Below are 25,115 nucleotides of genomic sequence, written 5' to 3'. Positions count from 1 at the left end.
CCGGGTGACGCGTACGGAGCTGACGGACGAAGCAGAGGACTCGGGACCCGGCGGTTACGCGGCGGCCCGGCTGCGTCTCCTCACCGAGGGGACGCGGTCCGGGCCGCCGCGCCGTGCGGCCCTCGCCCGACTGACCGACGACTGGCTGGCGGGCCTCTTCGACGCGGGCGCCGAGGGCCACGCGGGGGTGTCGCTCGTCGCGGTCGGCGGCTACGGACGCGGCGAGCTGTCCCCGCGCAGCGACCTGGACCTGCTCCTGCTGCACGACGGCGGCGACGACAAGGCGGTCGCCGCCCTCGCCGACCGCCTCTGGTACCCCGTCTGGGACCTCGGCCTCGCCCTCGACCACTCCGTGCGCACCCCCCAGGAGGCCCGGAGGACGGCGGGCGAGGACCTGAAGGTCCAGCTGGGCCTGCTGGACGCCCGCCATCTCGCGGGCGACCTGGGACTGACCGCCTCCCTGCGCACCGCCGTCCTCGCCGACTGGCGCAACCAGGCCCCCCGGCGCCTGCCCGAACTGCGGGAACTGTGCGCCGAGCGCGCCGAACGCCAGGGCGAGCTGCAGTACCTGCTCGAACCCGACCTCAAGGAGGCCCGCGGCGGCCTGCGCGACGCCACCGCCCTGCGCGCCGTCGCCGCGTCCTGGCTCGCCGACGCCCCGCGCGAGGGCCTCGCCGACGCCCGGCGCCGCCTGCTCGACGTACGCGACGCGCTCCACCTGGCGACGGGCCGGGCGACCGACCGGCTGGCCCTCCAGGAGCAGGACCAGGTGGCCGCCGAACTGGGCCTGCTGGACGCCGACGCCCTGCTGCGGCAGGTCTACGAGGCGGCGCGTGTCATCTCGTACGCCGGTGACGTCACCTGGCGGGAGGTGGGGCGCGTGATCCGGTCGCGCTCCGTGCGGCCGAGGCTGCGCGCCCTGCTGGGCGGTGGCAAGCAGGTCGCCGAGCGGTCCCCGCTCGCCGAGGGCGTCGTCGAGCAGGACGGCGAGGTGGTGCTCGCCCGCACCGCACGACCCGAACGCGACCCCGTGCTCCCGCTGCGCGCCGCGGCCGCCGCCGCACAGGCAGGGCTGCCGCTCTCCCCGCACGCCGTACGGCGCCTGGCGGCCACCGCGCGCCCGCTGCCCGCCCCCTGGCCCGCGGAGGCGCGCGAACAGCTCGTCACCCTGCTGGGCTCCGGCCGGCCCACCGTAGCGGTCTGGGAGGCGCTGGAGGCCGAGGGGCTGGTCACCCGGCTGTTGCCCGACTGGGAGCGGGTCCGTTGCCGCCCGCAGCGCAACGCCGTGCACCTGTGGACCGTCGACCGGCACCTCATCGAGACCGCCGTCCGCGCCTCCGCGTTCACCCGCCGCGTGCACCGGCCCGACCTGCTGCTGGTCGCCGCCCTGCTGCACGACATCGGCAAGGGCTGGCCCGGCGACCACTCCGTGGCCGGCGAGACCATCGCCCGGGACGTGGCCGCCCGCATCGGCTTCGACCACGCGGACACCGCCGTCCTCGCCGACCTCGTACGCCACCACCTGCTGCTCGTCGAGACCGCCACCCGGCGCGATCTGGACGACCCGGCCACCGTCCGCGCGGTCGCCGAGGCGGTCGGCGCCCAGGGCACCCTGGAGCTGCTGCATGCCCTGACCGAGGCGGACGCGCTGGCCACCGGGCCGGCCGCCTGGTCGGCCTGGCGCGCATCGCTCGTCGCCGACCTGGTCAAACGCGTCTCGACGGTCCTCGCCGGGGGCCCGCTGGAGGAACCCGAGGTCCCCGCGCCCACCGCCGAGCAGGAGCGGCTCGCCGTCGAGGCGTTCCGCACGGGCGGGCCGGTGCTGACCCTGCGGGCACAGGCCGAGCCGTCGGCCGAGGAGCAGGAGCCCCTCGGGGTGGAGCTGCTCATCGCCGTACCCGACCAGGCGGGCGTGCTCCCCGCCGTCGCCGGCGTCCTGGCCGTGCACCGCCTGACCGTCCGCGCGGCCGAGCTGCGCTCCGTGCCGCTGCCGGACGGCGTCGAGGGCTCCGTCCTGCTGCTGGCCTGGCGGGTCGCCGCCGAGTACGGCTCCCTGCCCCAGGCCGCCCGGCTGCGCGCCGACCTGGTCCGCGCCCTGGACGGCACCCTGGACGTCGCTGCCCGTCTCGCCGAGCGGGACGCCGCCTACCCGCGCCGCCGGGGCGTGGTCCCGCCCCCGCCCCGGGTGACCGTCGAACCGGCCGCGTCCCGCCACGCCACGGTGATCGAGGTCCGCGCCCAGGACGCGCCCGGCCTGCTGTTCCGCATCGGGCGGGCGCTGGAGGGGGCGGGGGTGCGGGTGCGCAGCGCGCACGTGTCGACCCTGGGGTCGAACGCCGTCGACGCGTTCTACGTCACCGGTCCGCAGGGGGAGCGGCTGCCGGGGGAGGTGGCGGGGGACGTGGCGCGGCTGCTGGAGGAGGTGCTGCGGGGGTGACGGCCGCCGTCCCCACCCGCGGGAATGCGGCGGGCGGGGACGAATGGCTTGCGGAGGCAGATACCCTGGAAGACGCTCAGACCGCCCCCGACCCCGAGGACCGACGCCGCCGTGTTCGACACTCTCTCCGATCGCCTCTCAGCGACTTTCAAGAACCTGCGGGGCAAGGGACGGCTCTCCGAGGCGGACATCGACGCCACGGCTCGCGAGATCCGCATCGCGCTCCTCGAGGCCGATGTGGCCCTGCCCGTCGTGCGTTCCTTCATCAAGCAGGTCAAGGAGCGCTCGCTGGGCTCCGAGGTCTCCAAGGCGCTCAACCCGGCCCAGCAGGTCCTCAAGATCGTCAACGAGGAACTGGTCACCATCCTCGGTGGCGAGACCCGCCGCCTGCGCTTCGCCAAGCAGCCGCCGACCGTGATCATGCTCGCGGGTCTGCAGGGTGCCGGTAAGACCACCCTCGCGGGCAAGCTCGGCAAGTGGCTCAAGGACCAGGGCCACTCGCCCCTCCTCGTCGCCTGTGACCTCCAGCGCCCCAACGCCGTCAACCAGCTGAGCGTCGTCGCCGAGCGCGCCGGCGTCGCGGTGTACGCGCCCGAGCCGGGCAACGGCGTCGGCGACCCGGTCAAGGTCGCCCAGGACTCCGTCGAGTTCGCCAAGGCCAAGGTCCACGACATCGTGATCGTGGACACCGCCGGCCGTCTCGGCATCGACCAGGAGCTGATGCAGCAGGCCGCGGACATCCGCGACGCCGTCTCGCCCGACGAGATCCTCTTCGTCGTCGACGCGATGATCGGCCAGGACGCCGTCAACACCGCCGAGGCCTTCCGCGACGGCGTCGGCTTCGACGGCGTGGTGCTGTCCAAGCTCGACGGCGACGCCCGCGGTGGTGCGGCCCTGTCGATCGCCTCGGTGACCGGCAAGCCGATCATGTTCGCCTCCAACGGCGAGAAACTCGACGACTTCGACGCCTTCCACCCGGACCGGATGGCCTCCCGCATCCTCGACATGGGTGACCTGCTCACCCTGATCGAGCAGGCGGAGAAGACGTTCAGCCAGGAAGAGGCCGAGAAGATGGCCTCCAAGCTGGCGTCCAAGAAGGGCCAGGACTTCACCCTGGACGACTTCCTGGCCCAGATGGAGCAGGTCAGGAAGATGGGCAGCATCTCCAAGCTGCTCGGCATGCTGCCCGGTATGGGGCAGATCAAGGACCAGATCAACAACCTCGACGAGCGGGACGTCGACCGCACGGCCGCCATCATCAAGTCGATGACCCCGGCCGAGCGCCAGGACCCGACGATCATCAACGGCTCGCGCCGCGCCCGTATCGCCAAGGGTTCCGGTGTCGACGTCAGCGCGGTGAAGGGCCTGGTCGAGCGGTTCTTCGAGGCCCGCAAGATGATGTCCCGCATGGCTCAGGGCGGCGGGATGCCCGGTATGCCGGGCATCCCGGGCATGGGCGGCGGTCCCGGCCGGCAGAAGAAGCAGCAGAAGAAGGCCAAGGGCAAGCAGCGCTCCGGCAACCCGATGAAGCGCAAGCAGCAGGAGCAGGAGGAGGCCGCCCGGCGTGCCGCCGCCGCGCAGGGCGGAAACGCCCTGGGGCTGCCGCAGCAGGGCGCGCAGGACTTCGAGCTGCCGGACGAGTTCAAGAAGTTCATGGGCTGACGCCGACTCCGCCCGGCGCCCGCCGCGCCGTACGTCACCGGGGGCGCCCCCCTCTTGCAACAGGGGGGCGCCCCCGGCGTCGTACACGCACATGCCCGCGCGGCTTTCCTGTCGTAACGTCCCGGTATGACCAACCCCTCTCCGCCGCGCAAGGCCCCCGAGCCGCCCTGGCGCACCGAGGGCACGCCCGACGAGCCGCCGAAACCGCCGTCCGGCGGACGGCGGTGGCGCGGCGGCTGGTGGAACCTGGTCCTCGCCGCGCTGGTCGTCTTCCTCATCGCCAACCTGGTGCTGTCGTTCTTCAACGAGGGCGACGAGCCGACGATCTCGTACACCGAGTTCAGCAAGCAGGTCGGCGAGGGCAACGTCAGCAAGATCTACGCCAAGGGCGACGCGATCCAGGGCCAGCTGAAGAAGGCCCGGGACAATCCCGAGGGCGGCGGGACGTACACCAAGTTCACGACCGAGCGGCCGACCTTCGCCGACGACCGGCTCTGGGCGGAGCTGACCGAGCACAAGGTGACCGTCACCGCCGAGCCGGTCGTCCAGCAGCGCAGCTTCCTGGCCAACCTGCTGATCTCGCTGGCCCCGATGCTGATCCTGGTCGTCCTGTGGGTCGTCATCGCGCGGCGGATGCGCGGGGCGCTGGGCGGCGCGGGCGGCATGCTCGGCCGCAAGGCGCCGCCCAAGCCGGTCGAGCTGGAGGCGGGCGAGCCGCGCACCACCTTCGCGGACGTGGCCGGCATCGACGAGGTCGAGGGCGAGCTCAACGACGTCGTCGACTTCCTGAAGAACCCCGGGGCCTACCGCCGGATGGGCGCCAAGATGCCCCGGGGCGTCCTGCTGACCGGCCCGCCCGGCACCGGGAAGACGCTGCTCGCGCGTGCGGTGGCCGGTGAGGCGGGGGTGCCGTTCTTCTCGGCGTCCGCGTCCGAGTTCATCGAGATGATCGTGGGCGTGGGCGCCTCCCGGGTGCGGGAGCTGTTCGCCGAGGCCCGGAAGGTGGCGCCGTCGATCATCTTCATCGACGAGATCGACACCATCGGCCGGGCCCGGGGCGGCGGCTCCGGCATGGGCGGCCACGACGAGCGCGAGCAGACCCTGAACCAGATCCTCACCGAGATGGACGGTTTCTCGGGCTCCGAGGGCGTCATCGTCATCGCCGCCACCAACCGCGCCGACATCCTGGACCCGGCCCTGACCCGTCCGGGCCGCTTCGACCGGGTGGTGAGCGTCTCGCCCCCCGACCGGGGCGGCAGGGAGGCCATCCTGGAGATCCACACCCGTGAGATCCCGCTCGCCCCGGACGTCGACCTCGCCCAGGTCGCCCGTACGACGCCGGGGATGACGGGTGCCGAACTGGCCAACCTCGCCAACGAGGCGGCCCTCCTCGCGGTCAAGCGGAAACAGGACCGGGTGACGCAGGCGAACCTCTCCGAGGCCCTGGAGAAGGTCCAGCTCGGGGCCGAACGCCCCCTGGTGATGCCCGAGGAGGAACGCCGGCGCACCGCCTACCACGAGAGCGGGCACGCCCTGCTCGGCATGCTGCAGCCTGGCGCCGACCCCGTACGCAAGATCACCATCGTGCCGCGCGGACGGGCGCTCGGCGTGACGCTGTCCACGCCGGACGCCGACAAGTACGCGTACACGGAGGAGTACCTGCGGGGCCGGATCATCGGTGCGCTCGGCGGCATGGCGGCCGAGCACGTCGTGTACGACGTGATCACCACCGGTTCGGAGAGCGACCTCGAACAGGTCACCCGGATCGCGCGCGGCATGGTCGGCCGCTGGGGCATGAGCGAACTGGTCGGCCGGCTGTCCGCCCTGCCCGGCGACGCCCAGCAGGCCTACGGGCTGGCCGCCGCCCCGGGCACCCTGGACGCCATCGACGCCGAGATGCGCCGGGTCGTCGACGAGTGCTACGCGGAGGCCGTCCGCAAGCTGCGCGACCACCGCGGGCAGCTCGACGCCCTCGCCGAGGCGCTGCTGGCCAACGAGACGCTGGACGAGGCGGACGCCTACCGGATCGCCGGGATCACCCGGCTGACGAAGGACGGCCCGCAGGCCTGAGCCTTCCCGCCCCCGCGCACGGCGAGGACCGCGGTGGGGGCGGGGACGCGATGCGCCCGGAGGTCAGCGCGTGCGGGCGACGAGGTACCGGAACACGTTCGGCATCCACACCGTCCCGTCCGGCCGCCGGTGGGGGTGCAGGGCCTCGGTCAGTTCCTTGTCGACCTGCTCCTGGCCGGTGGCGGCGATCGCCGCGTCGAACAGTCCCGTCGACAGCAGCCCGCGCACCGCGCTGTCGATGTCGGCGTACCCGAACGCGCACGCCACGCGGCCGGAGCCGTCCGGCGCGAGTCCGGCCCGGTGGGCGACCTCCTCCAGGTCGTCGCGCAGGGCCGGGCGCCAGCTGCCCGCGCTGCGCACCGGATCCGCCAGCTTGGTGGCCACCCGCAGCACGGACGTCGTGGCGCACCGCTCCGGCGGGCCCCAGCCGGCCAGCACCACGGCCGCTCCCCGCGCGGCGAGCGGCGTCGCCTCCGTCAGCAGCTCGCCCAGGCCCTCCGAGTCGCCCGCGAGGCATCCGATGGGTTCGAAGGCGGTCACCAGGGTGAACGCGGGCGCCGACGGATCCCGGGCGTCGCGGGGGTCCCCGTCGACGATCCGGGTGTCCGCGCCCGTGCGCGCGTCCCGTGTCCCGGGTGCCTCGGGCAGCAGCCGCTGCCGTGCGAGGGCCAGACGCTCCGGCGAGCCGGAGTCGACGCCGGTCACGGCCGCGCCCCGCGAGGCGGCCATCAGCAGGGCCAGCCCGGAACCGCAGCCCAGTCCCAGCAGCCGTGTGCCGCCGCCGACGTCCAGTCGCTCGTAGACGGCCTCGTAGAGCGGTACGAGCATCCGCTCCTGTATCTCGGACCAGTCACGCGCGCGTGCATCCAGGTCCACGCCGGGCGTCGCCCTCGCGTGGGATGAGTGCTGCCGCACGAGCGTAGGTGTCATAGGAAAGTGCCCCAATCGCCGACTGTTGCCGATGTGCCCGATTCCATGGCCCCCGTGCAGTGCGCTCGCACTCCCCCCGTATGTCAGGTAACTCCGGGCTCGCCGTGGCGTCCAGTGGTAGAGAGGGCCGGTTTGCCCGATGTCCGCCCGAGTGGCGAGATTTCACTTCCCGGCAATGTGCGCCCGCCGTGAAGTACGGCCGGTGGCCCCTTCCCGGGGTCTGCGGCGGATGGCCTGATCGTGTCGGTCGGCGATGACAGCGGGTGGCGGCGGTGCCGGAGAGGCCGTTTCGGCCAGGGCCTACGGGCCGCGCGAGCGCTCTTCGGGGCCGGGAACGGTGGCGGGGCGGGGCGGTGCCGCACGCCGGCGGTCGACCCGGTAACGTCACGCCCGTCGGCACGCCCGCCCAGGTGGCGTCCTTCCGTTCCGACGGCGGCCGAAACGCCCCTTGCGCCTTTGCGAGCCCCACGCACCCCGGCGCGCGGACGAGGCTACGCGCCGGCGCGTACGCCGGACTACGCACCAGCTTGGTACGAGCTGCGAGGCTTCTCCGCAGATCAGCGCACCCGCCCTCGTCAGGACGCATCAGCGGCAACTGACGGGTACGTGCAAATTATTTGGGATGCCCCGGAATAGGAACACAGCGGCACCCCGGCTCGTTGTCATTACGTGAGCACGACACCACCTGTTCTCGCCGCAGAGCTGGCGCAGGCGTGGGCCGACATTCAGCGGTACCACTCCGAGCTGCCCGATCTTGCCGCGCCAGAGTCCCTGATCGGAGAGTCGTCGTCCGCCTGCGGGCACGAGCTCTCCTTCGAGCGACTGCTTCACGAGGCAGTCCACGGCATCGCCGCCGCGCGCGGAGTGCGCGACACCTCCCGCGCCGGCCGCTACCACAACCGACGATTCCTCGCGATCGCCGAGGAGCTGGGCCTGGACCATCCCGAGGAGCCGCATCCCAGCAGCGGTTTCTCCCTGGTCACGCTCACCCCCGAGGCGAAGCGCCGCTACCGCCCGACGATCGAACGCCTCCAGCGCGCGCTGAAGGCCCACACCGCCGCCACCGCGACCGACTCGGCCCGCAGCTTCCGCGGTCCGGCCGCCCGCCACGGTTCCTCCGGAGGCGGGGTGCGGGTGAAGGCGGTCTGCGACTGCGGCCGCAACGTGCGCGTCGTCCCGTCCGTCCTGGCCCAGGCCCCGATCGTGTGCGGCGGTTGCGGCAAGCCGTTCCGCATCCCGGAGGCGGTGGGCGCGGCGGCGGGCTGACGGTCCGGCCGCTCGTGGCGGCCGGACCGTGGAGCGGTGCCCCCGGTCGGGAGGGGCGGCGGCGTATGGCAGAATGGCCAGCTGTACTCGACAGCCGAACAGGACCCCTCTCTCCTCCGGCTGACGCGTCCGTCGGGCACTCGGGTACCGCAACCCCACGCGGCTCTCTCGCCGTGCCCAACCACGTCAATCCAGGAGAACCCACTCCCGTGGCAGTCAAGATCAAGCTGAAGCGTCTGGGCAAGATCCGTTCGCCTCACTACCGCATCGTCGTCGCCGACTCCCGTACCCGCCGTGACGGCCGGGCCATCGAGGAGATCGGCAAGTACCACCCGACGTACAACCCGTCGGTGATGGAGGTCGACGCCGAGCGTGTGGCGTACTGGCTCGGTGTCGGCGCCCAGCCGACCGAGCCCGTGCTCGCCATCCTGAAGAAGACCGGCGACTGGCAGAAGTTCAAGGGCGAGCCCGCCCCGGCGCCGCTGCTGCAGCCGGCCGAGAAGCCGGCCCGTCCGTCCTTCGAGGCGCTCGGCGGCGACGACCAGGGCAAGGGTGAGGCCATCACCCCGAAGAAGAAGGCCGACAAGAAGGACGAGGCCGCGGCTGAGTCTTCCTCGTCTGAGCCGACCGAGGCCTGAGCATGCTCGAGGAGGCTCTCGAGCACCTCGTGAAGGGCATCGTCGACAACCCTGACGATGTACAGGTCGCCTCGCGCGACCTGCGCCGCGGACGCGTGCTCGAGGTCCGGGTCCACCCGGACGACCTCGGCAAGGTGATCGGCCGCAACGGCCGCACCGCACGCGCTCTGCGCACCGTCGTGGGCGCCATCGGCGGCCGCGGTGTCCGCGTCGACCTCGTCGACGTGGACCACGTCCGCTGACGCTTCGCAACGCAGCACCGGCTCGGGCCGGGGAAGGCCACTGGGCCGTCCCCGGCCCGCAGTCGTATGACAGGAGATCAAGCACAGTGCAGCTGGTAGTCGCGCGCATCGGCCGCGCCCACGGGATCAAGGGCGAGGTCACCGTCGAGGTCCGCACCGACGAGCCGGAACTGCGGCTCGGGCCCGGTGCCGTACTCACCACCGACCCCGCCTCCGTCGGACCGCTCACCATCGAGGCCGGCCGGGTCCACAGCGGCCGCCTCCTGCTGCGCTTCGCCGGCGTCGGTGACCGCACCGCCGCCGAGGCGCTGCGCAACACCCTCCTCATCGCCGACGTCGACCCCGACGAGCTGCCCGAGGAGGAGGACGAGTACTACGACCACCAGCTGATCGACCTCGACGTGGTGACCGAGGACGGCGAGGAGGTGGGCCGCATCACCGAGATCTCCCACCTGCCCACCCAGGACCTGTTCGTCGTGGAGCGCCCCGACGGCAGCGAGGTCTACGTGCCGTTCGTGTCCGAGATCGTCACCGAGATCGACCTCGAGGAGCAGCGCGCGGTCATCGACCCGCCGCCGGGACTGATCGACGACCGTGCGGAGATCGCCTCCTCCCGTGACGAGGACGCCGGCGCATGAGGCTCGACGTCGTCACGATCTTCCCCGAGTACCTGGAACCGCTGAACGTCTCCCTCGTCGGCAAGGCACGCGCGCGCGGACAGCTCGACGTCCACGTGCACGACCTGCGCGACTGGACCTACGACCGGCACAACACCGTCGACGACACCCCGTACGGCGGCGGCCCCGGCATGGTGATGAAGACCGAGCCGTGGGGCGACGCGCTGGACTCCGTCCTGGCCGACGGCTACGAGGCGGGCTCCGGCGAGCCCGCCCTCATCGTGCCGACGCCCAGCGGCCGGCCCTTCACCCAGGAACTCGCCGTCCAGCTCTCCGAGCGCCCCTGGCTGATCTTCACGCCCGCCCGCTACGAGGGCATCGACCGCCGCGTCGTCGACGAGTACGCGACCCGGATGCCGGTGTACGAGGTGTCCATCGGCGACTACGTCCTCGCCGGCGGCGAGGCGGCCGTACTGGTCGTCACCGAGGCCGTGGCCCGGCTGCTGCCCGGCGTCCTGGGCAACGCCGAGTCCCACCGGGACGACTCCTTCGCCCCCGGCGCCATGGCCAACCTCCTGGAGGGCCCCGTCCACACCAAGCCGCCCCTGTGGCGCGGGCGCGGCATCCCGGACGTGCTGCTCAGCGGCCACCACGGGAAGATCGCCCGCTGGCGCCGCGACGAGGCCCTGCGGCGCACCACGGCCAACCGGCCCGACCTGATCGAGCGGTGCGAGCCGGCGACCTTCGACAAGAAGGACCGCGAGATGCTCTCCATCCTGGGCTGGGAACCCGACCCGGACGGGGAACCGTACGGCCGATTTTGGCGCAGGACGCCGGGCGTGGAACAATAGGGCGCTGTTGTGCGTCCGTCCGGAGCGCGCCCCTGCCACAGGGGGACACGACGCCCGTCCCGACCCGCACAGCCCTGATTCCGACACACCTAGTTTCCGTTGATGACCTGTGGCATCAGCGAGGAAAGCAGACGAAATGTCTCACCTGCTCGACACCGTCGACGCCGCGTCGCTGCGCAGCGACGTCCCGGCCTTCCGCCCCGGCGACACCGTCAACGTGCACGTCCGCGTCATCGAGGGCAACCGCTCCCGTGTGCAGCAGTTCAAGGGCGTGGTCATCCGCCGCCAGGGTGCCGGCGTGCGCGAGACCTTCACGGTCCGCAAGGTCTCCTTCTCCGTCGGCGTCGAGCGCACCTTCCCGGTGCACACCCCGATCGTGGAGAAGATCGAGCTCGTCACCCGCGGTGACGTCCGTCGCGCCAAGCTGTACTACCTGCGCGAGCTGCGCGGCAAGGCCGCGAAGATCAAGGAGAAGCGCGAGAGCTGAGCGCACTCCGAGGTCCATGGCGGAGCCGGATAACATCTGGCTCCGATGGACACCGAAGCACAGCCCACGGAGCGCGACCGCTCCTCCCGCCCTTCCGACGCCGAGCACCCCTCGGACACGGAGGGACCGGAGGGACGGTCGCGTTCCGCGTTCTCGGCGTGGATCGCCGACTGGGTGCCGGGCGGACGGATCACCGTGACCCTCCTCGTCCTCCTGATGTCCCTGCTGCTGCTCAGCACCTTCGTGCTGCGGCCGTTCCAGATCCCCAGCGGTTCCATGGAGCGCGGACTGAGAATCGGTGACCGGGTTCTCGTCAACAAGTTGGCGTACCGTTTCGGTGGCCGGCCGCAGCGGGGCGACATCGTCGTGTTCGACGGCACCGGTCTGTTCGGGCACGGCGACTACATCAAACGCGTTGTCGGCGTGGGCGGGGACCACGTGGTGTGCTGCGACAAGGAGGGGAGGGTCGAGGTGAACGACCGTCCGGTCGACGAGTCGGCGTTCCTGTACCCCGGTGACCGACCGTCCGCGGTGCCCTTCGACGTCGTCGTACCCGACGGAACCCTGTTCGTCCTCGGTGACCACCGCGACGACTCCAGCGACTCGCGCGACCACCTGGGCTCGCCGGGCGGCGGCATGGTCCCGGTGGGCGAGGTGATCGGCCGCGCCGACTGGATCGTCTGGCCCTTCGGTCACGCCACCCACCTCGGCCGTCCGGACGCCTACACGCGCGTGCCCGCACCGGCGCCGGCCGCCGAGGGCGCCGATGGGTAGCCGGGGCAAGCCGCGCGGGACGCCCAGCAGCCCCACGGAGGACCTCCTGCCCACCGGGTCCCGGCGCGCCGTCGCTCCGGCCGGCGGCCGGACCCGTGCCGAGCGGCGCAAGCTCCAGCGCAAGGTCAAGCGGCGCCGCAGACGCGGTGCCGTCAAGGAGATACCGCTCCTCATCGGCGTCGCCGTTCTCATCGCGCTGGTCCTGAAGACCTTCCTCGTCCAGGCCTTCGTCATCCCGTCGGGCTCGATGGAGCAGACGATCCGGATCGGCGACCGCGTCATGGTCGACAAATTCACCCCCTGGTTCGGCTCCAGGCCGGAGCGCGGGGACGTCGTCGTCTTCCGCGACCCCGGTGGCTGGCTCCAGGGCGAGCAGACCGCCAAGAAGCACGACCCCGTCGTCGTCAAGCAGGTCAAGGAGGGCCTCGCCTTCATCGGCCTGCTGCCCTCCGACGACGAGAAGGACCTCATCAAGCGGGTCGTCGGGGTGGGCGGGGACCACGTCAAGTGCTGCGACACCCAGGGACGGATCACCGTCAACGGCGTTCCCCTGAACGAGGACTACCTGTATCCCGGCGACGTCCCCTCCACGACGCCGTTCGACGTCACCGTCCCCGAGGGGCGGCTGTGGGTGATGGGCGACCACCGCTCCAACTCCGCCGACTCCCGCGTCCACCAGGACACCGACCACGGCACGGTCTCCGAGGACGAGGTGGTGGGGCGGGCCATGGTGATCGCCTGGCCGTTCGGCCACTGGACCACTCTGGACGAGCCGGGAACGTACGCGTCCGTGCCCGACTCGGCCTCCGGTTCGGCCGCTGCGCCGGTGCTGTCGCATAGGGTTGCCCCCGACGATCCGAACGCGAAGATTCAACTCCCGACCCCTGCGGAACTCCCGCTCGTTATGGGAGTGGTGGGCCTGCGCCGTGTACGGGGCAGGCGGTGGCAGAGAGTAAGGAGTTGGCGTGGGGGATGTGGCGGTTGGCGCACGGTCCGGTCACGACGGCGAGGAACATCCGGAACGCCCCACGGAAGCGGCCGGTCCGTCCGCGGACGGACCCCAGGCCTTCGCGAGCGACTCCGGGACGGCCGAGGGCGGCAGAGTGACGGACGAACAGAACGGGACCGAGGACGAAGGAGTGGGCGGAACCCCGCCCACGGAGCGTCCCGCGGCCAAGAAGCAGCGTTCCTTCTGGAAGGAACTGCCGATCCTCATCGGCATCGCGCTGGTACTCGCGTTGCTGATCAAGACCTTCCTGGTGCAGGCGTTCTCGATCCCGTCCGCATCGATGCAGAACACCCTCACGGAGGGTGACCGGGTCCTGGTCGACAAGCTCACCCCGTGGTTCGGCTCGGAGCCCGAGCGCGGGGAGGTCGTGGTCTTCCACGACCCCGACCAGTGGCTGGCGGGCGAGCCGACGCCCCAGCCGAACGCACTGCAGACGGTTCTCAGCTGGATCGGCCTGATGCCGTCCGCGGACGAGAAGGACCTGATCAAGCGCGTCATCGGAGTCGGCGGCGACACGGTCGAGTGCAACGGCACGGGCCCGCTCAAGGTCAACGGCATGGCGCTCGACGAGCCGTACGTCTACCCCGGCAACACGCCGTGCAGCGACGACGACCAGGGCGGCCGGTTCAAGGTGAAGGTCCCCGAGGGCTCCCTCTGGGTCATGGGCGACCACCGGCAGAACTCCGCGGACTCCCGCTACAACCAGTCGGACAAGCACGGCGGCATGGTCCCCGTGAAGGAGGTCGTCGGCCGCGCCATCGTGGTCGCCTGGCCGGTCAACCACTGGGACACCCTGCCGGTTCCGGAGACCTTCGACCAGGACGGCCTGAAGAACCCGCCGTCGGCCGCCGCCGCGCTCGCGGCCGCACCCCAGGGCCTCGCCCTCGCCGGTGTCGCCCCGGTCGTCTGGTGGCGCCGCAGGAGGACCGCCCCCGCCGACACCCGCTGAAGCGCCCCCCCCGGAGCGCGTCCTTCCGGGCCGGCGGTCTCCGGTGCCGGAAGGGACTGCCCCGTTCGGGTACTGCCCGGTAGGGTGCGGATCCATGGGTGGCGAGAGCACGACACGTACGGCCCCGCACCGCGGTGGCGCGAAGAAGGCCCCGGCGGGCGGCAGGACCGGGCAGCGGCTGTCCGGCATCGCCGTGGCGCTGGGCCTGGTGCTGTTCCTCGGCGGGTTCGCCTGGGGGGCGGTGGTATACCGGCCCTACACCGTGCCGACCGGCTCCATGACGCCGACGATCCACGCCGGTGACCGGGTGCTCGCGCAGCGGATCGACGGCACGGACGTCCGCCGCGGCGACGTCGTCGTCTTCAAGGACGCGACCTGGGCCGACGCCCCCATGGTCAAGCGTGTGGTGGCCGTCGGCGGGGACACCGTCGCCTGCTGCCAGAAGGGCAGGCTCAAGGTCAACGGCAAGGTGATCGACGAGCCCTACCTGCCGGCCGGTACGCCTGCCGAGATCAGCAACTTCCCGACCGTGACCGTCCCCGAGGGGCGCCTGTTCCTGCTCGGCGACGAGCGCGACAACTCCGTGGACTCCACCGCCCACCTCACCGACGCGGCCGGCGGCACCGTGTCGCGCGACGCCGTGGACGCCCGCGTGGACGCCGTCGTGTGGCCGATGAACGGCATGCTCGTACGGCCGACGGGCTTCGAGGCGCTGGGAGGCATCTCCTCGCCGGGCCCGCTGCGCACGGTCGTCGCGCTGGTGATCGCCGGGGCCGTCCTCATCCTCGGCGGCGCCGCCTACGGCCCGATCGCCGAACGGGCCGCCGCCTCCCGGACCCGGAAGGAGCCCGCCGGTGGCCGCTGAGACGCCGGCGGGGGAGGGCGCCCGCGAGGGTGGCCTGCGCCGGGTCGCCCGGGTGGTGCTGCTCGACCCCGAGGACCGCATCCTGCTGCTCCACGGCCACGAACCGGACGACCCGGCCGACGACTGGTGGTTCACCCCGGGCGGAGGTGTGGAGGGCGACGAGACCCGCGAGGAGGCCGCCCGGCGGGAACTCGAGGAGGAGACCGGCATCACCGAGATCGAACTCGGCCCCGTGCTGTGGCGGCGCCGGTGCTCCTTCCCGTTCGCGGGCCGCCGCTGGGACCAGGACGAGTGGTACTACCTGGCCCGCACCGCCCAGACCACGACCGAGGCCGCGGGCCTGACCGAACTGGAACGGCGCAGTGTCGCCGGAGCGCGCTGGTGGACGTGTCGGGAACTGGCCCACGCACGTGAGACGGTGTATCCGACCAGACTCGCCGAGCTGCTGCGCACGCTGCTCGACGAGGGCCCCCCGGCCGGACCGGTGATCCTGGACACCGAAATCGTCTAGGGGAGCACGGGGCTGGCGCACAATGGGGAGATCGCACGGCTGAAGGGGAACATGCCATGAGCGCCGAGGACCTCGAGAAGTACGAGACCGAGATGGAGCTCAAGCTCTACCGGGAGTACCGCGATGTCGTCGGTCTGTTCAAATACGTGATCGAGACCGAGCGGCGTTTCTACCTCACCAACGACTACGAGATGCAGGTGCACTCGGTCCAGGGTGAGGTGTTCTTCGAGGTCTCCATGGCCGACGCCTGGGTGTGGGACATGTACCGCCCGGCGCGCTTCGTGAAGCAGGTACGGGTGTTGACGTTCAAGGACGTGAACATCGAGGAGCTGAACAAGAGCGACCTGGAGCTTCCGGGCGGGTGACGGAGTTTTCCACAACCGGTGAGTAGTTCACCGTGAGCGACGGGATCGGCCCGTCTGCGTGATCGTTGGCGCCGGAGGTGGTGCCGACATGAACGCACGAGGTGCGCTGGGCAAGTACGGCGAGACGCTCGCCGCCCGCCGGCTGGGTGAGACCGGACTGACCGTCCTGGAACGCAACTGGCGCTGCGGCAGGGCGGGCGAGATCGACATCGTCGCGCGGGACGGGGACGTCCTGGTCGTCTGCGAGGTCAAGACCCGCAGGGGCGGCGTGTTCGAACACCCGATGGCCGCGGTGACCCCCGACAAGGCGGAGCGGCTGCGCCGGCTCGCCGACCGCTGGATCCAGACCCACGGGGGAGCCCCGCCCGGGGGCGTCCGCATCGACCTGGTGGGCGTGCTCCTGCCACGGCGTGGCGCGCCCGTCGTCGAGCACGCGCGGGGGGTGGCGTGATGGGGTTCGCGCGTACGTGCTCCGTGGCGCTGGTCGGCGTCGAAGGCGTGGTGGTCGAGGTCCAGGCCGACCTCGAACCGGGCGTGGCGGCGTTCACGCTGGTGGGGCTGCCGGACAAGAGCCTGACGGAGAGCCGGGACCGGGTCCGGGCGGCGGTGGTGAACTCGGGTGCGGAGTGGCCGCAGAAGAAGCTGACGGTGGGGCTCAGTCCGGCGTCGGTGCCCAAGAGCGGCAGCGGGTTCGACCTGGCGGTCGCCGCGGCCGTGCTCGGTGCCGCCGAGCGCATCGACCCGCGGGTGCTGGCCGACATCCTGATGATCGGGGAACTGGGCCTGGACGGACGGGTGCGACCGGTGCGCGGCATCCTGCCGGCGGTCCTGGCCGCGGCGGAGGCCGGGTACGAGCAGGTGGTCGTGCCCGAGTGCGCCGCCGCCGAGGCGTCCCTGGTCCCCGATGTCTCCGTCCTCGGCGTGCGCAGTCTGCGCCAGCTGATCGCCGTCCTCTCCGACGAACCCGTGCCGGAGGAGGAGCAGGACCGGCAGGGCGGCCCCGACCCGCTCATGGCCGGCCTGCGCATGCCCGGCACGGGCGCGGCCACGGGGATGCACAGCATGGGCGCGGCCCAGCACGACCACGGCCACGACCTCGCCGACGTCGTCGGTCAGACCTCGGCCCGCACGGCGGTGGAGGTCGCCGCGGCCGGCGGACACCACCTCTTCCTGGAGGGGCCGCCCGGCGCCGGGAAGACCATGCTCGCCGAGCGGCTGCCCGCCATCCTGCCCCGGCTGGGCCGGGCGGAGTCGCTGGAGGTCACCGCGGTGCACTCGGTGGCGGGCCTGCTGCCGCCGGGCAAACCCCTCATCGACGTCGCTCCCTACTGCGCGCCGCACCACTCCGCCACGATGCAGGCCCTCGTCGGCGGCGGCCCCGGCGTGGGCCGGCCCGGCGCCGTGTCGCTCGCCCATCGTGGAGTCCTCTTCCTGGACGAGACTCCCGAGTTCAGCAGCCATGCCCTCGACGCGCTGCGCCAGCCGCTGGAGGCCGGACACGTCGTCATCGCGCGGAGCGCGGGCGTGGTGCGGTTCCCGGCGCGCTTTCTGATGGTGCTGGCCGCCAACCCCTGTCCGTGCGGACGCTTCTCGCAGAAGGAGGACCTGTGCGAGTGCTCGCCCTCGTCGGTCCGCCGCTACCAGGCCAGGCTGTCCGGACCACTGCTCGACCGGGTCGACCTCCGCGTCGAGGTGGACCGGGTCACGCGCAGGGAGCTCGCGGGGGACGGCAGCCGGGGAGACTCCACCGCGACGGTCGCCGACCGGGTGCGGGGGGCGCGCGAACGGGCCGCCGCCCGCCTCGCCGGCACCCCGTGGCGCTCGAACAGCGAGGTGCCCGGACGCGAGCTGCGCAGCCGCTGGTACGCCGCGCCCGGCGCGCTGGACGACGCCGAACGCTGCCTCGAACGGGGCGTGCTCACGGCGCGGGGCCTCGACCGGGTCCTGCGCGTCGCCTGGACCGTCGCGGACCTCGTCGGCCACGACCGGCCCGACGCGCGGGACGTCGCCCTGGCACTCCAGCTCCGCACGGGGGTGCCGCGCGGCGTTCCCATGGAGCTGGGGGCACTGACGTGAACGGGGGAGAGGGCGCGGCCGGGAGCGACCGGGGCGGCCAGGAGGGGGACGGCGTGACCGGGAACGGTGACGCGGGCGCCGGTCACGGCCTCGTGGGGGACACCCCCGTGACCGGCGGCGGTCGCCCGGCGGGGAAGGGCGACCGCATCGGGATCGGCGACACGGCCGGCGGCGTGACCGGAGACGGTGGCGCGAGCGCGGGGGACGGTGAGAGCGGCGTGGGCCAGGAGGAGCGGGTCGGTGACGAGACCGCGGAGGGCGAGCTGCTCGGGCGGGTCTTCCTCACGCGGGTCATCGAGCCCGGCGACGAGACCGGTGGACGATGGGTGCGGGAGCGCGGGGTCGCGGAAGTGGTGCGGCGGCTGAGGGAGGGCGGACGCGCCCTGCCGGGGGTGAGCGGAAAACGGTGGGCCGGGCTCTGCGCCCGGGCCGGCCGGGCCGACCCGCGCGGGGACCTCGCCGTCGCGCAGGCGGCCGGGGTGCGGTTCGTGGCGCCCGGCGACGCCGAGTGGCCCCGGCAGCTCGACGACCTGGGGGACGCCCGGCCCCTCGGACTGTGGGTGCGCGGCCGGCCCAGCCTGCGCGTGTGGGCGCTGCGGTCGGTGGCGGTCGTGGGCGCCCGCGCCTGCACCGAGTACGGCGCCCACATGGCGGCCACCCTCGCCGCCGGCCTCGCCGAACGCGGCTGGGTCGTGGTGTCCGGCGGAGCCTACGGCGTCGACGGCGCCGCCCACCGGGGCGCCCTCGGCGCGGGCGGCGCCACCGCGGCCGTCCTCGCCTGCGGCGTCGACCGCCCCTACCCGCCCGGGCACACGGGGCTGATCACCAGGATCGCGGAGCAGGGACTGGTCGTCGGGGAGCTGCCGCCGGGTGATCACCCGACACCGAGCAGATTCGTCCTGCGCAACCGCGTGATCGCCGCGCTCACTCGGGGCACCGTCGTCGTCGAGGCCGCCCTCCGCAGTGGCTCGCTGGCCACGGCACGGGCGGCGCAGCGTCTGGGCCGGCACACCATGGGAGTGCCCGGGCCGGCCACCAGCGGGCTCTCCGCGGGAGTGCACGAGCTGCTGCGCGGCGACGCCGTACTCGTCACCGACGCCGCGGAGGTCGTCGAACTGGTCGGTGACATGGGCGAACTGGCCCCGGACCGGCGAGGTCCGGTGCTGCCCACCGACCTGCTGGAACCCCGGACCCGGCAGGTGCTGGCCGGGCTCCCGGCGCGCGGAACGGCGGTGGCGGCCGACGTCGCGCGCCGCGCACAGACCACACAGGACGACGCGGTCGCGAGACTGTACGAGCTTCGAGCACTCGGTTACGTCGAACGACACGGCGACGGCTGGAAGTTGACACGCCAGGCGATGATCTCGGTCCGCGGCGGCCGGAGCCCGTGCTGACCGAGGGTGTTCGGCCGTCCGGGGGAAGCCCTAAGTCCTTGGGGATTCCCGCAGTTGGGGGATTCGAATGTTCACGATGAGCGATCGGCGTCCCCTCTGCAGGATGCCCAGCGGAACGTATCTGCGTACGACCCCCCGACCGCTCTTCGCGCACCGCGACAGCCCAGTCACGCTACGCTCACGGTGCCCCCCACGCAGACAGGCGACAACAGGCGACAACCGGACAGCAGGCCGGTGGCCTCACCCCAGGCACACGACATCACGGCAGAACGGCACAAGGCGACGAATGCCCCAGCACACCTCCGGGTCCGACCGGGCGGCGCTCCCCCCAGCCGCCCGCGACGGTGGCAGCGTGCGACCGCCCGCCCCCTCGACGCTCGACGAGCTGTGGCGGTCGTACAAGGCGACGGGGGACGAGCGGCTGCGGGAACAGCTGATCCTGCACTACTCGCCCCTGGTGAAGTACGTGGCGGGCCGGGTGAGCGTGGGGCTCCCGCCCAACGTCGAGCAGGCGGACTTCGTCTCCTCCGGGGTGTTCGGACTGATCGACGCCATCGAGAAGTTCGACGTCGACCGGGAGATCAAGTTCGAGACGTACGCGATCACCCGGATCCGGGGCGCGATGATCGACGAGCTGCGCGCGCTGGACTGGATCCCGCGGTCCGTGCGGCAGAAGGCGCGGAGCGTGGAGCGCGCGTACGCGACGCTGGAGGCCCGGCTGCGGCGGACCCCGTCGGAGAGCGAGGTGGCCGGTGAGATGGGGATCGCGGTGGAGGACCTCCACGCGGTCTTCAGCCAGTTGTCACTGGCCAACGTCGTGGCCCTGGAGGAGCTGCTGCACGCCGGGGGCGAGGGCGGGGACCGGCTCAGCCTCATGGACACACTGGAGGACACCGCCGCCGACAACCCGGTGGAGATCGCCGAGGACCGGGAGCTGCGGCGGTTCCTGGCGCGGGCGATCAACACGCTGCCCGAACGGGAGAAGACCGTCGTCACCCTGTACTACTACGAGGGACTCACCCTCGCCGAGATCGGCAACGTGCTGGGCGTGACCGAGAGCCGGGTCAGCCAGATCCACACCAAGTCCGTACTGCAGCTGCGGGCGAAGCTGGCGGCATTCGGCCGCTGACCTGCCCCGACGACCCCCGAGCGGCCGCGCCGGTGGCCGGGGTGGCCGTCCCGCGGCCGGGTGGGCGACTCCCGTACGGGCGAACGCCTCCGTAAAGTGGTGACGTGCCAAGGATTCGAGCGGCCTCCGTGGCCGAGCACCGGTCGATGCAGCGTGCCGCCCTGCTGGACGCGGCCCGCTCCCTGCTGTCCGACGGTGGGACGGAGGCGTTGACCTTCCCCGCCCTCGCCGAGCGGACGGGGCTCGCCCGTTCGTCCGTCTACGAGTACTTCCGGTCGCGGGCCGCGGTCGTCGAGGAGCTGTGCGCCGTCGACTTCCCCGTCTGGGCCGCGGAGGTCGAGGCGGCGATGGAGCGCGAGGCGACACCCGAGGGCAAGGTCGAGGCGTATGTACGCCGGCAGCTCGACCTGGTCGGGGACCGGCGGCACCGGGCCGTGGTGGCCATCTCCGCGAGTGAACTGGACGCCGGGGCCCGCGAGAAGATCCGGGCGGCGCACGGCGGTCTGGTCGCGATGATCGTCGAGGCGCTGGGCGAGATGGGGCACGAGCAGCCGCGGCTGGCGGCGATGCTGCTCCAGGGAGTCGTGGACGCGGCGGTGCGGCGGATCGAGCTCGGGGCGGCCGAGGAGCCGGAGGTGGTCACGGAGGCGGCCGTCTCCATGGCGTTGCGAGGCGTCCAGGGCTGACCGTCGAGGCCCCGGCGAGTGACGGGCGCCATGTCCCGGAGCCGGGTGCGCGGCCCGGCGTCGCGGGGGCCGCGGAGGGATCGCGGCGCGTGCCGCGTCTCCCGGCCGCTGCACGGCCCGGCGCCGTGGGGCTTTCGAAGAGGCCGCAGCGCGTACCGGGTGCCCGGTGCCGTGTCCCCCGGCCGGGTGGACGGCCCGGTGTCACGGAGTCGCCTCGGAGGGGCCGCGGCGCACGCCCGTACTTCCCTCGGGGTTCCTTCCGGCCCCGTTCGGGCACGGGGAGGCGCCTATGGCCGCGGCTCGGCGGGAAGGGGGACTCCCAGCACCGGCAGCAGCCTCGACGGACCGGTGCCGAGCAGCCACGGCGGCAGCAGCGCGAGCGGGTCCAGATAGACGTCCCCCCTCAGTGCACCCCAGTGCAGACACGCCGAGCAGTGGGTCCCCGACGGTTCCACCGTGCCCAGCGGCTCGCCCGCGGTGATCTCGTCGCCCTTGCGGACCGACGCCCGCACCGGCTCGTACGTCGTCCGCAGCGGCGGGTCACCCGTTCCCGTCAGCTCCAGCGAGACGACGCCCCTGCCCGCGACCCGCCGGGCGAAGGACACCCTCCCCGCGGCCACCGCCCGCACCGGGGCTCCGGCCGGCGCGGCGAGATCCACGCCGCGGTGCCCCGGTCCGTACGGCGTCGACGGAGGCTCCCAGCCCCGCAGGACCGCGGGCCGTGAGCCGACCGGCCAGAACCGGGCCACGGCCGGCACCGCCGGGCCCGGCTCCCGCCCCGGCCCCGCCGCGGCGACCGCGACCGCCACCGGCGCCACCGGCGATGCCGGCCGCTCCGGTCTCGGCGGCCCCGGGACCAGGACGGCCGACAGCACCGCCACCCACGCACACACACCCGCACATCGCCTCGCTCGCATACGGGAACCGTCCCGCACCGGCGCCGGCCACCGTTCGGGCCTGTGGACCACTCGCCGGTTGTGGACAGCCGCGTCACCCGGCGCCCCTCCGGTCCCGTACACTTCTGATGGCGACCCGGGTGACCGGGTCGACTTCGCACGCCCCGACACGAAGCCCCCCAGGCTCGTGCCAGCGCCCCTCGGTCCCCAGTGGCACGGCGCATCGCGGGCGTCAGGCGTGGGAGCCGTCCGGCTTCCGCGGCACAACCGAGAACTCAAGGAGATACGGCCATGGCCGTCGTCACGATGCGGGAGCTGCTGGAGAGCGGCGTCCACTTCGGTCACCAGACCCGTCGCTGGAACCCGAAGATGAAGCGCTTCATCTTCACCGAGCGCAACGGCATCTACATCATCGACCTGCTCCAGTCGCTGTCGTACATCGACCGCGCCTACGAGTTCGTCAAGGAGACCGTCGCCCACGGCGGCACGGTCATGTTCGTCGGCACGAAGAAGCAGGCGCAGGAGGCCATCGCCGAGCAGGCCACCCGCGTCGGCATGCCCTACGTCAACCAGCGCTGGCTGGGCGGCATGCTCACCAACTTCTCGACCGTCTACAAGCGCCTGCAGCGCCTCAAGGAGCTCGAGCAGATCGACTTCGAGGACGTGGCCGCCTCCGGCCTCACCAAGAAGGAGCTGCTGGTCCTCTCCCGTGAGAAGGCCAAGCTGGAGAAGACCCTCGGCGGTATCCGCGAGATGTCCAAGGTGCCCAGCGCCGTCTGGATCGTGGACACCAAGAAGGAGCACATCGCGGTCGGCGAGGCCCGGAAGCTCAACATCCCGGTCGTCGCCATCCTCGACACCAACTGCGACCCCGACGAGGTCGACTACAAGATCCCGGGCAACGACGACGCGATCCGCTCCGTCACCCTCCTCACCCGTGTGATCGCCGACGCCGTCGCCGAGGGCCTCATCGCCCGCTCCGGTGCCGCCACCGAGGGCAAGGGCGACAAGGCCGCCGGCGAGCCGCTGGCCGCGTGGGAGCGCGACCTGCTCGAGGGTGAGAAGAAGGCCGACGAGGCCGAGAAGCCCGCCGAGGCCGCTGCCGAGGCCCCCGCTGAGGCCCCGGCCGAGGCTGCCGCCGAGGCTCCGGCCGAGGCCCCCGCCGCGGACGCCGAGCAGGCCTGACCCCTCACCACCTTCGGGTGCCGGACGGCGGGGACCACACCAGTCCCCGCCGTCCGGCCCGTAGATCTTCAGACTTCGAGAGAGATTCCGGAATCATGGCGAACTACACCGCCGCCGACGTCAAGAAGCTTCGTGAGCTCACCGGCGCCGGCATGATGGACTGCAAGAAGGCGCTGGACGAGGCCGAGGGCAACGTCGAGAAGGCCGTCGAGGCGCTCCGCATCAAGGGTCAGAAGGGCGTCGCCAAGCGCGAGGGCCGCTCTGCCGAGAACGGCGCCGTCGTATCGATCATCGCCGACGACAACACCTCGGGTGTCCTCGTCGAGCTGAAGTGCGAGACGGACTTCGTCGCCAAGGGCGAGAAGTTCCAGAACGTCGCCACGGCCATCGCCGAGCACGTCGCCAAGGCCGCCCCGGCCGACCTCGAGGCGCTGCTCGCCTCCGAGATCGAGCCCGGCAAGACCGTCCAGGCGTTCGTGGACGAGGCCAACGCCAACCTGGGCGAGAAGATCGTCCTGGACCGCTTCGCGCAGTTCTCCGGCGGCTACGTGACCGCGTACATGCACCGCACGATGCCCGACCTGCCCCCGCAGATCGGTGTCCTCGTCGAGCTGGACAAGCCGAACGCCGAGATCGCCAAGGGCGTCGCCCAGCACATCGCCGCCTTCGCGCCGAAGTACCTCTCCAAGGAGGACGTCCCGGCCGAGGTCGTCGAGTCCGAGCGCCGCGTCGCCGAGGAGACCACCCGCGCCGAGGGCAAGCCCGAGGCCGCCCTGCCGAAGATCGTCGAGGGTCGCCTCAACGGCTTCTTCAAGGACGCCACGCTGCTGGGCCAGCCCTACGCGCTCGACAACAAGAAGTCCGTCCAGAAGGTGCTGGACGAGGCCGGTGTCACCCTGAAGCGCTTCACGCGCATCAAGGTCGGCATCTGAGTCCGTACCGCGACGGACGCACGACCCCGGTAGGGTCGACAGCAGTCGTCCGCGCCGTTGCCGTCCGCCACCGCGCACACGCGCGTGGCGGCGGACGACAGCAGATCTGACGAGGAGGCCATTGCCGCGTACGGGATGCGAAACACGCCCCCACCGGCAATGGCCTTCTTCGTGTGTGTGACCCACGTAGAAGAGGCGAGATCCCCATGACCACCAAGGCCGAGAAGAGCGACGACGGCAAAGTACGCGGCCGCTTCATGCTGAAGCTGTCCGGAGAGGCCTTCTCCGGCGGTGGGGGCCTGGGCGTCGACCCCGACGTGGTGCACAAGATCGCACGTGAGATCGCGGCCGTCGTGCGCGACGGCGCCCAGATCGCCGTCGTCATCGGCGGCGGCAACTTCTTCCGCGGCGCCGAACTCCAGCAGCGCGGCATGGACCGCGCCCGCTCCGACTACATGGGCATGCTCGGCACCGTGATGAACTGCCTGGCCCTCCAGGACTTCCTGGAGAAGGAGGGCGTCGACTGCCGCGTGCAGACCGCCATCACCATGGGCCAGGTCGCCGAGCCGTACATCCCGCTGCGCGCCGTGCGCCACCTGGAGAAGGGTCGCGTGGTCATCTTCGGTGCCGGTATGGGCATGCCGTACTTCTCCACCGACACCACCGCCGCCCAGCGCGCCCTCGAGATCGACGCCGAGGCGCTGCTCATGGGCAAGAACGGCGTGGACGGTGTCTACGACTCCGACCCGAAGACCAACCCGGACGCCGTGAAGTTCGACGCGCTCGGCTACGGCGAGGTCATCACCCGTGACCTGAAGGTCGCCGACGCCACGGCCATCACGCTCTGCCGCGACAACAGCCTCCCGATCGTCGTCTTCGAGCTTCTGAAGGAGGGCAATATCGCCCGCGCCGTCAAGGGTGAGAAGATCGGCACACTTGTGGGAGTCCAGGACAGCCGGGACTGACCGGAGAACCACCCCTGTCCGCGGACGCCACCTGTCCGGGGGACGGACGGGACGGGGCCGGGCCGGGGGATGGACAATGTCCCGCCGGTCGGGAACCGTGCAGGAAGAAGACGCGACGCAGCCGGCCGCAGCTCAGACAGAAGCGCAGCCGGGCCTACTCAAGACACGCAGGAGCAAGT

At 72.3% G+C, this 25,115-nt stretch carries 24 protein-coding genes and 1 pseudogene; 23 read left to right on the top strand and 2 right to left on the bottom strand.

Going from position 1 to position 25,115, the window contains the following annotated elements; all coding sequences use genetic code 11:
- Positions 1-4 precede the first annotated feature (4 nt).
- The 3 genes from ACIRFH_RS20050 (at position 5) to ftsH (ending at position 6,169) form a co-directional block, all read left to right on the top strand.
- Positions 5-2,437 (top strand): [protein-PII] uridylyltransferase, encoded by a 2,433-nt coding sequence (locus ACIRFH_RS20050; protein ID WP_403522351.1) that lies wholly within the window; start codon positions 5-7, stop codon positions 2,435-2,437.
- A 111-nt stretch (positions 2,438-2,548) separates the two neighbouring features.
- The gene (gene ffh / locus ACIRFH_RS20045) at positions 2,549-4,099 is read left to right on the top strand and encodes a signal recognition particle protein (RefSeq protein WP_403522349.1); all 1,551 of its coding nucleotides are present in this window, start codon (positions 2,549-2,551) and stop codon (positions 4,097-4,099) included.
- Between the two features lie 126 nt (positions 4,100-4,225).
- A complete protein-coding gene (ftsH, locus tag ACIRFH_RS20040; RefSeq protein WP_403522347.1) occupies positions 4,226-6,169 on the top strand; it encodes an ATP-dependent zinc metalloprotease FtsH in 1,944 nt (647 codons plus the stop codon).
- A gap of 63 nt (positions 6,170-6,232) precedes the next feature.
- Here ftsH and ACIRFH_RS20035 read toward each other — a convergent pair whose 3' ends face one another.
- Positions 6,233-7,099 carry an SAM-dependent methyltransferase gene (locus tag ACIRFH_RS20035; protein ID WP_403522345.1) on the bottom strand — a complete coding sequence of 289 codons (867 nt, stop codon included), beginning with the start codon at positions 7,097-7,099 and terminating at the stop codon, positions 6,233-6,235.
- 669 nt (positions 7,100-7,768) lie between these two features.
- Between ACIRFH_RS20035 and ACIRFH_RS20030 the strand changes: the two genes are divergently transcribed.
- The 17 genes and pseudogenes from ACIRFH_RS20030 (at position 7,769) to ACIRFH_RS19950 (ending at position 20,958) form a co-directional block, all read left to right on the top strand.
- A complete protein-coding gene (locus ACIRFH_RS20030; RefSeq protein ID WP_403522344.1) occupies positions 7,769-8,365 on the top strand; it encodes a hypothetical protein in 597 nt (198 codons plus the stop codon).
- Between the two features lie 209 nt (positions 8,366-8,574).
- Complete coding sequence (gene rpsP / locus ACIRFH_RS20025; protein WP_403522342.1) at positions 8,575-9,003, top strand: 30S ribosomal protein S16; 429 nt, start codon at positions 8,575-8,577, stop codon at positions 9,001-9,003.
- A gap of 2 nt (positions 9,004-9,005) precedes the next feature.
- Positions 9,006-9,245, top strand: a complete 240-nt coding sequence (locus tag ACIRFH_RS20020; protein WP_005479813.1) for an RNA-binding protein — start codon at positions 9,006-9,008, stop codon at positions 9,243-9,245.
- A gap of 86 nt (positions 9,246-9,331) precedes the next feature.
- Positions 9,332-9,883, top strand: a complete 552-nt coding sequence (gene rimM, locus ACIRFH_RS20015; RefSeq protein WP_403522340.1) for a ribosome maturation factor RimM — start codon at positions 9,332-9,334, stop codon at positions 9,881-9,883.
- Positions 9,880-10,713, top strand: coding sequence for a tRNA (guanosine(37)-N1)-methyltransferase TrmD (gene trmD, locus ACIRFH_RS20010; RefSeq protein WP_403522338.1), 834 nt, complete (start codon positions 9,880-9,882; stop codon positions 10,711-10,713). Before rimM ends, trmD begins: the two co-directional genes overlap by 4 nt.
- Positions 10,714-10,849: 136 nt before the next feature.
- Positions 10,850-11,200, top strand: coding sequence for a 50S ribosomal protein L19 (rplS, locus tag ACIRFH_RS20005; RefSeq protein WP_108015375.1), 351 nt, complete (start codon positions 10,850-10,852; stop codon positions 11,198-11,200).
- A 45-nt stretch (positions 11,201-11,245) separates the two neighbouring features.
- On the top strand, positions 11,246-11,974 hold the full coding sequence (gene lepB, locus ACIRFH_RS20000; RefSeq protein ID WP_403522336.1) for a signal peptidase I: 729 nt from the start codon (positions 11,246-11,248) through the stop codon (positions 11,972-11,974).
- Positions 11,967-13,049 (top strand): annotated as a pseudogene (gene lepB / locus ACIRFH_RS19995) (signal peptidase I); the annotation flags it as partial. The gene lepB (ACIRFH_RS20000) and the pseudogene lepB (ACIRFH_RS19995), both read left to right, overlap by 8 nt.
- Positions 12,940-13,932: a signal peptidase I gene (gene lepB, locus ACIRFH_RS19990; RefSeq protein ID WP_403522334.1), complete on the top strand. Its 993-nt coding sequence runs from the start codon at positions 12,940-12,942 to the stop codon at positions 13,930-13,932. The pseudogene lepB (ACIRFH_RS19995) and the gene lepB (ACIRFH_RS19990), both read left to right, overlap by 110 nt.
- 94 nt (positions 13,933-14,026) lie before the next feature.
- On the top strand, positions 14,027-14,797 hold the full coding sequence (gene lepB, locus ACIRFH_RS19985; RefSeq protein ID WP_403522332.1) for a signal peptidase I: 771 nt from the start codon (positions 14,027-14,029) through the stop codon (positions 14,795-14,797).
- A complete protein-coding gene (locus ACIRFH_RS19980) occupies positions 14,787-15,308 on the top strand; it encodes an NUDIX hydrolase (RefSeq protein WP_403522330.1) in 522 nt (173 codons plus the stop codon). The genes lepB (ACIRFH_RS19985) and ACIRFH_RS19980 overlap by 11 nt, the downstream gene beginning before the upstream one ends.
- A 56-nt stretch (positions 15,309-15,364) precedes the next feature.
- Positions 15,365-15,673 carry a DUF2469 domain-containing protein gene (locus ACIRFH_RS19975; protein WP_003965949.1) on the top strand — a complete coding sequence of 103 codons (309 nt, stop codon included), beginning with the start codon at positions 15,365-15,367 and terminating at the stop codon, positions 15,671-15,673.
- 88 nt (positions 15,674-15,761) lie between these two features.
- Positions 15,762-16,124 (top strand): YraN family protein, encoded by a 363-nt coding sequence (locus ACIRFH_RS19970; RefSeq protein WP_403522328.1) that lies wholly within the window; start codon positions 15,762-15,764, stop codon positions 16,122-16,124.
- Positions 16,124-17,749, top strand: a complete 1,626-nt coding sequence (locus ACIRFH_RS19965; protein WP_403522327.1) for a YifB family Mg chelatase-like AAA ATPase — start codon at positions 16,124-16,126, stop codon at positions 17,747-17,749. Before ACIRFH_RS19970 ends, ACIRFH_RS19965 begins: the two co-directional genes overlap by 1 nt.
- A 218-nt stretch (positions 17,750-17,967) precedes the next feature.
- Positions 17,968-19,143, top strand: coding sequence for a DNA-processing protein DprA (gene dprA, locus ACIRFH_RS19960; RefSeq protein ID WP_403522457.1), 1,176 nt, complete (start codon positions 17,968-17,970; stop codon positions 19,141-19,143).
- Between the two features lie 286 nt (positions 19,144-19,429).
- The gene (gene whiG / locus ACIRFH_RS19955) at positions 19,430-20,272 is read left to right on the top strand and encodes an RNA polymerase sigma factor WhiG (protein WP_403522325.1); all 843 of its coding nucleotides are present in this window, start codon (positions 19,430-19,432) and stop codon (positions 20,270-20,272) included.
- 128 nt (positions 20,273-20,400) lie between these two features.
- Entirely contained in the window at positions 20,401-20,958 is a 558-nt protein-coding gene (locus tag ACIRFH_RS19950) for a TetR/AcrR family transcriptional regulator (RefSeq protein ID WP_403522454.1), read from the top strand.
- 287 nt (positions 20,959-21,245) lie between these two features.
- Here the strand turns inward: ACIRFH_RS19950 and ACIRFH_RS19945 are convergent, their stop codons facing one another.
- Entirely contained in the window at positions 21,246-21,875 is a 630-nt protein-coding gene (locus ACIRFH_RS19945) for a murein hydrolase activator EnvC family protein (protein ID WP_403522323.1), read from the bottom strand.
- A gap of 270 nt (positions 21,876-22,145) precedes the next feature.
- On the opposite strand from ACIRFH_RS19945, the gene rpsB reads away from it, so the two are divergent.
- The 3 genes from rpsB (at position 22,146) to pyrH (ending at position 24,936) form a co-directional block, all read left to right on the top strand.
- Positions 22,146-23,039 carry a 30S ribosomal protein S2 gene (gene rpsB / locus ACIRFH_RS19940; protein WP_403522321.1) on the top strand — a complete coding sequence of 298 codons (894 nt, stop codon included), beginning with the start codon at positions 22,146-22,148 and terminating at the stop codon, positions 23,037-23,039.
- 95 nt (positions 23,040-23,134) lie between these two features.
- Positions 23,135-23,971 carry a translation elongation factor Ts gene (gene tsf, locus ACIRFH_RS19935; protein WP_403522319.1) on the top strand — a complete coding sequence of 279 codons (837 nt, stop codon included), beginning with the start codon at positions 23,135-23,137 and terminating at the stop codon, positions 23,969-23,971.
- Between the two features lie 206 nt (positions 23,972-24,177).
- Positions 24,178-24,936 carry a UMP kinase gene (gene pyrH / locus ACIRFH_RS19930; RefSeq protein ID WP_403522317.1) on the top strand — a complete coding sequence of 253 codons (759 nt, stop codon included), beginning with the start codon at positions 24,178-24,180 and terminating at the stop codon, positions 24,934-24,936.
- Positions 24,937-25,115: the final 179 nt, after the last annotated feature.

The organism is Streptomyces sp. NPDC093586 (assembly GCF_044764905.1).
Taxonomy (GTDB): Bacteria; Actinomycetota; Actinomycetes; order Streptomycetales; family Streptomycetaceae; genus Streptomyces.
Note: the sequence above shows the minus strand (reverse complement) of the source record. Positions and strands in the feature narration are given on the sequence as shown.

What these genes read in the sequence shown, in the direction of transcription:
- ACIRFH_RS19945 (WP_403522323.1), bottom strand. Translation starts at nt 21,875, where the DNA reads ATGCGAGCGAGGCGATGTGCGGGTGTGTGTGCGTGGGTGGCGGTGCTG.
- ACIRFH_RS20020 (WP_005479813.1), top strand. Translation starts at nt 9,006, where the DNA reads ATGCTCGAGGAGGCTCTCGAGCACCTCGTGAAGGGCATCGTCGACAAC.
- lepB (WP_403522332.1), top strand. Translation starts at nt 14,027, where the DNA reads ATGGGTGGCGAGAGCACGACACGTACGGCCCCGCACCGCGGTGGCGCG.
- tsf (WP_403522319.1), top strand. Translation starts at nt 23,135, where the DNA reads ATGGCGAACTACACCGCCGCCGACGTCAAGAAGCTTCGTGAGCTCACC.
- ftsH (WP_403522347.1), top strand. Translation starts at nt 4,226, where the DNA reads ATGACCAACCCCTCTCCGCCGCGCAAGGCCCCCGAGCCGCCCTGGCGC.
- ACIRFH_RS19970 (WP_403522328.1), top strand. Translation starts at nt 15,762, where the DNA reads ATGAACGCACGAGGTGCGCTGGGCAAGTACGGCGAGACGCTCGCCGCC.
- whiG (WP_403522325.1), top strand. Translation starts at nt 19,430, where the DNA reads ATGCCCCAGCACACCTCCGGGTCCGACCGGGCGGCGCTCCCCCCAGCC.
- ACIRFH_RS20035 (WP_403522345.1), bottom strand. Translation starts at nt 7,099, where the DNA reads ATGACACCTACGCTCGTGCGGCAGCACTCATCCCACGCGAGGGCGACG.
- ACIRFH_RS19965 (WP_403522327.1), top strand. Translation starts at nt 16,124, where the DNA reads ATGGGGTTCGCGCGTACGTGCTCCGTGGCGCTGGTCGGCGTCGAAGGC.
- trmD (WP_403522338.1), top strand. Translation starts at nt 9,880, where the DNA reads ATGAGGCTCGACGTCGTCACGATCTTCCCCGAGTACCTGGAACCGCTG.
- rpsB (WP_403522321.1), top strand. Translation starts at nt 22,146, where the DNA reads ATGGCCGTCGTCACGATGCGGGAGCTGCTGGAGAGCGGCGTCCACTTC.
- lepB (WP_403522336.1), top strand. Translation starts at nt 11,246, where the DNA reads ATGGACACCGAAGCACAGCCCACGGAGCGCGACCGCTCCTCCCGCCCT.
- pyrH (WP_403522317.1), top strand. Translation starts at nt 24,178, where the DNA reads ATGACCACCAAGGCCGAGAAGAGCGACGACGGCAAAGTACGCGGCCGC.
- rplS (WP_108015375.1), top strand. Translation starts at nt 10,850, where the DNA reads ATGTCTCACCTGCTCGACACCGTCGACGCCGCGTCGCTGCGCAGCGAC.
- ACIRFH_RS19975 (WP_003965949.1), top strand. Translation starts at nt 15,365, where the DNA reads ATGAGCGCCGAGGACCTCGAGAAGTACGAGACCGAGATGGAGCTCAAG.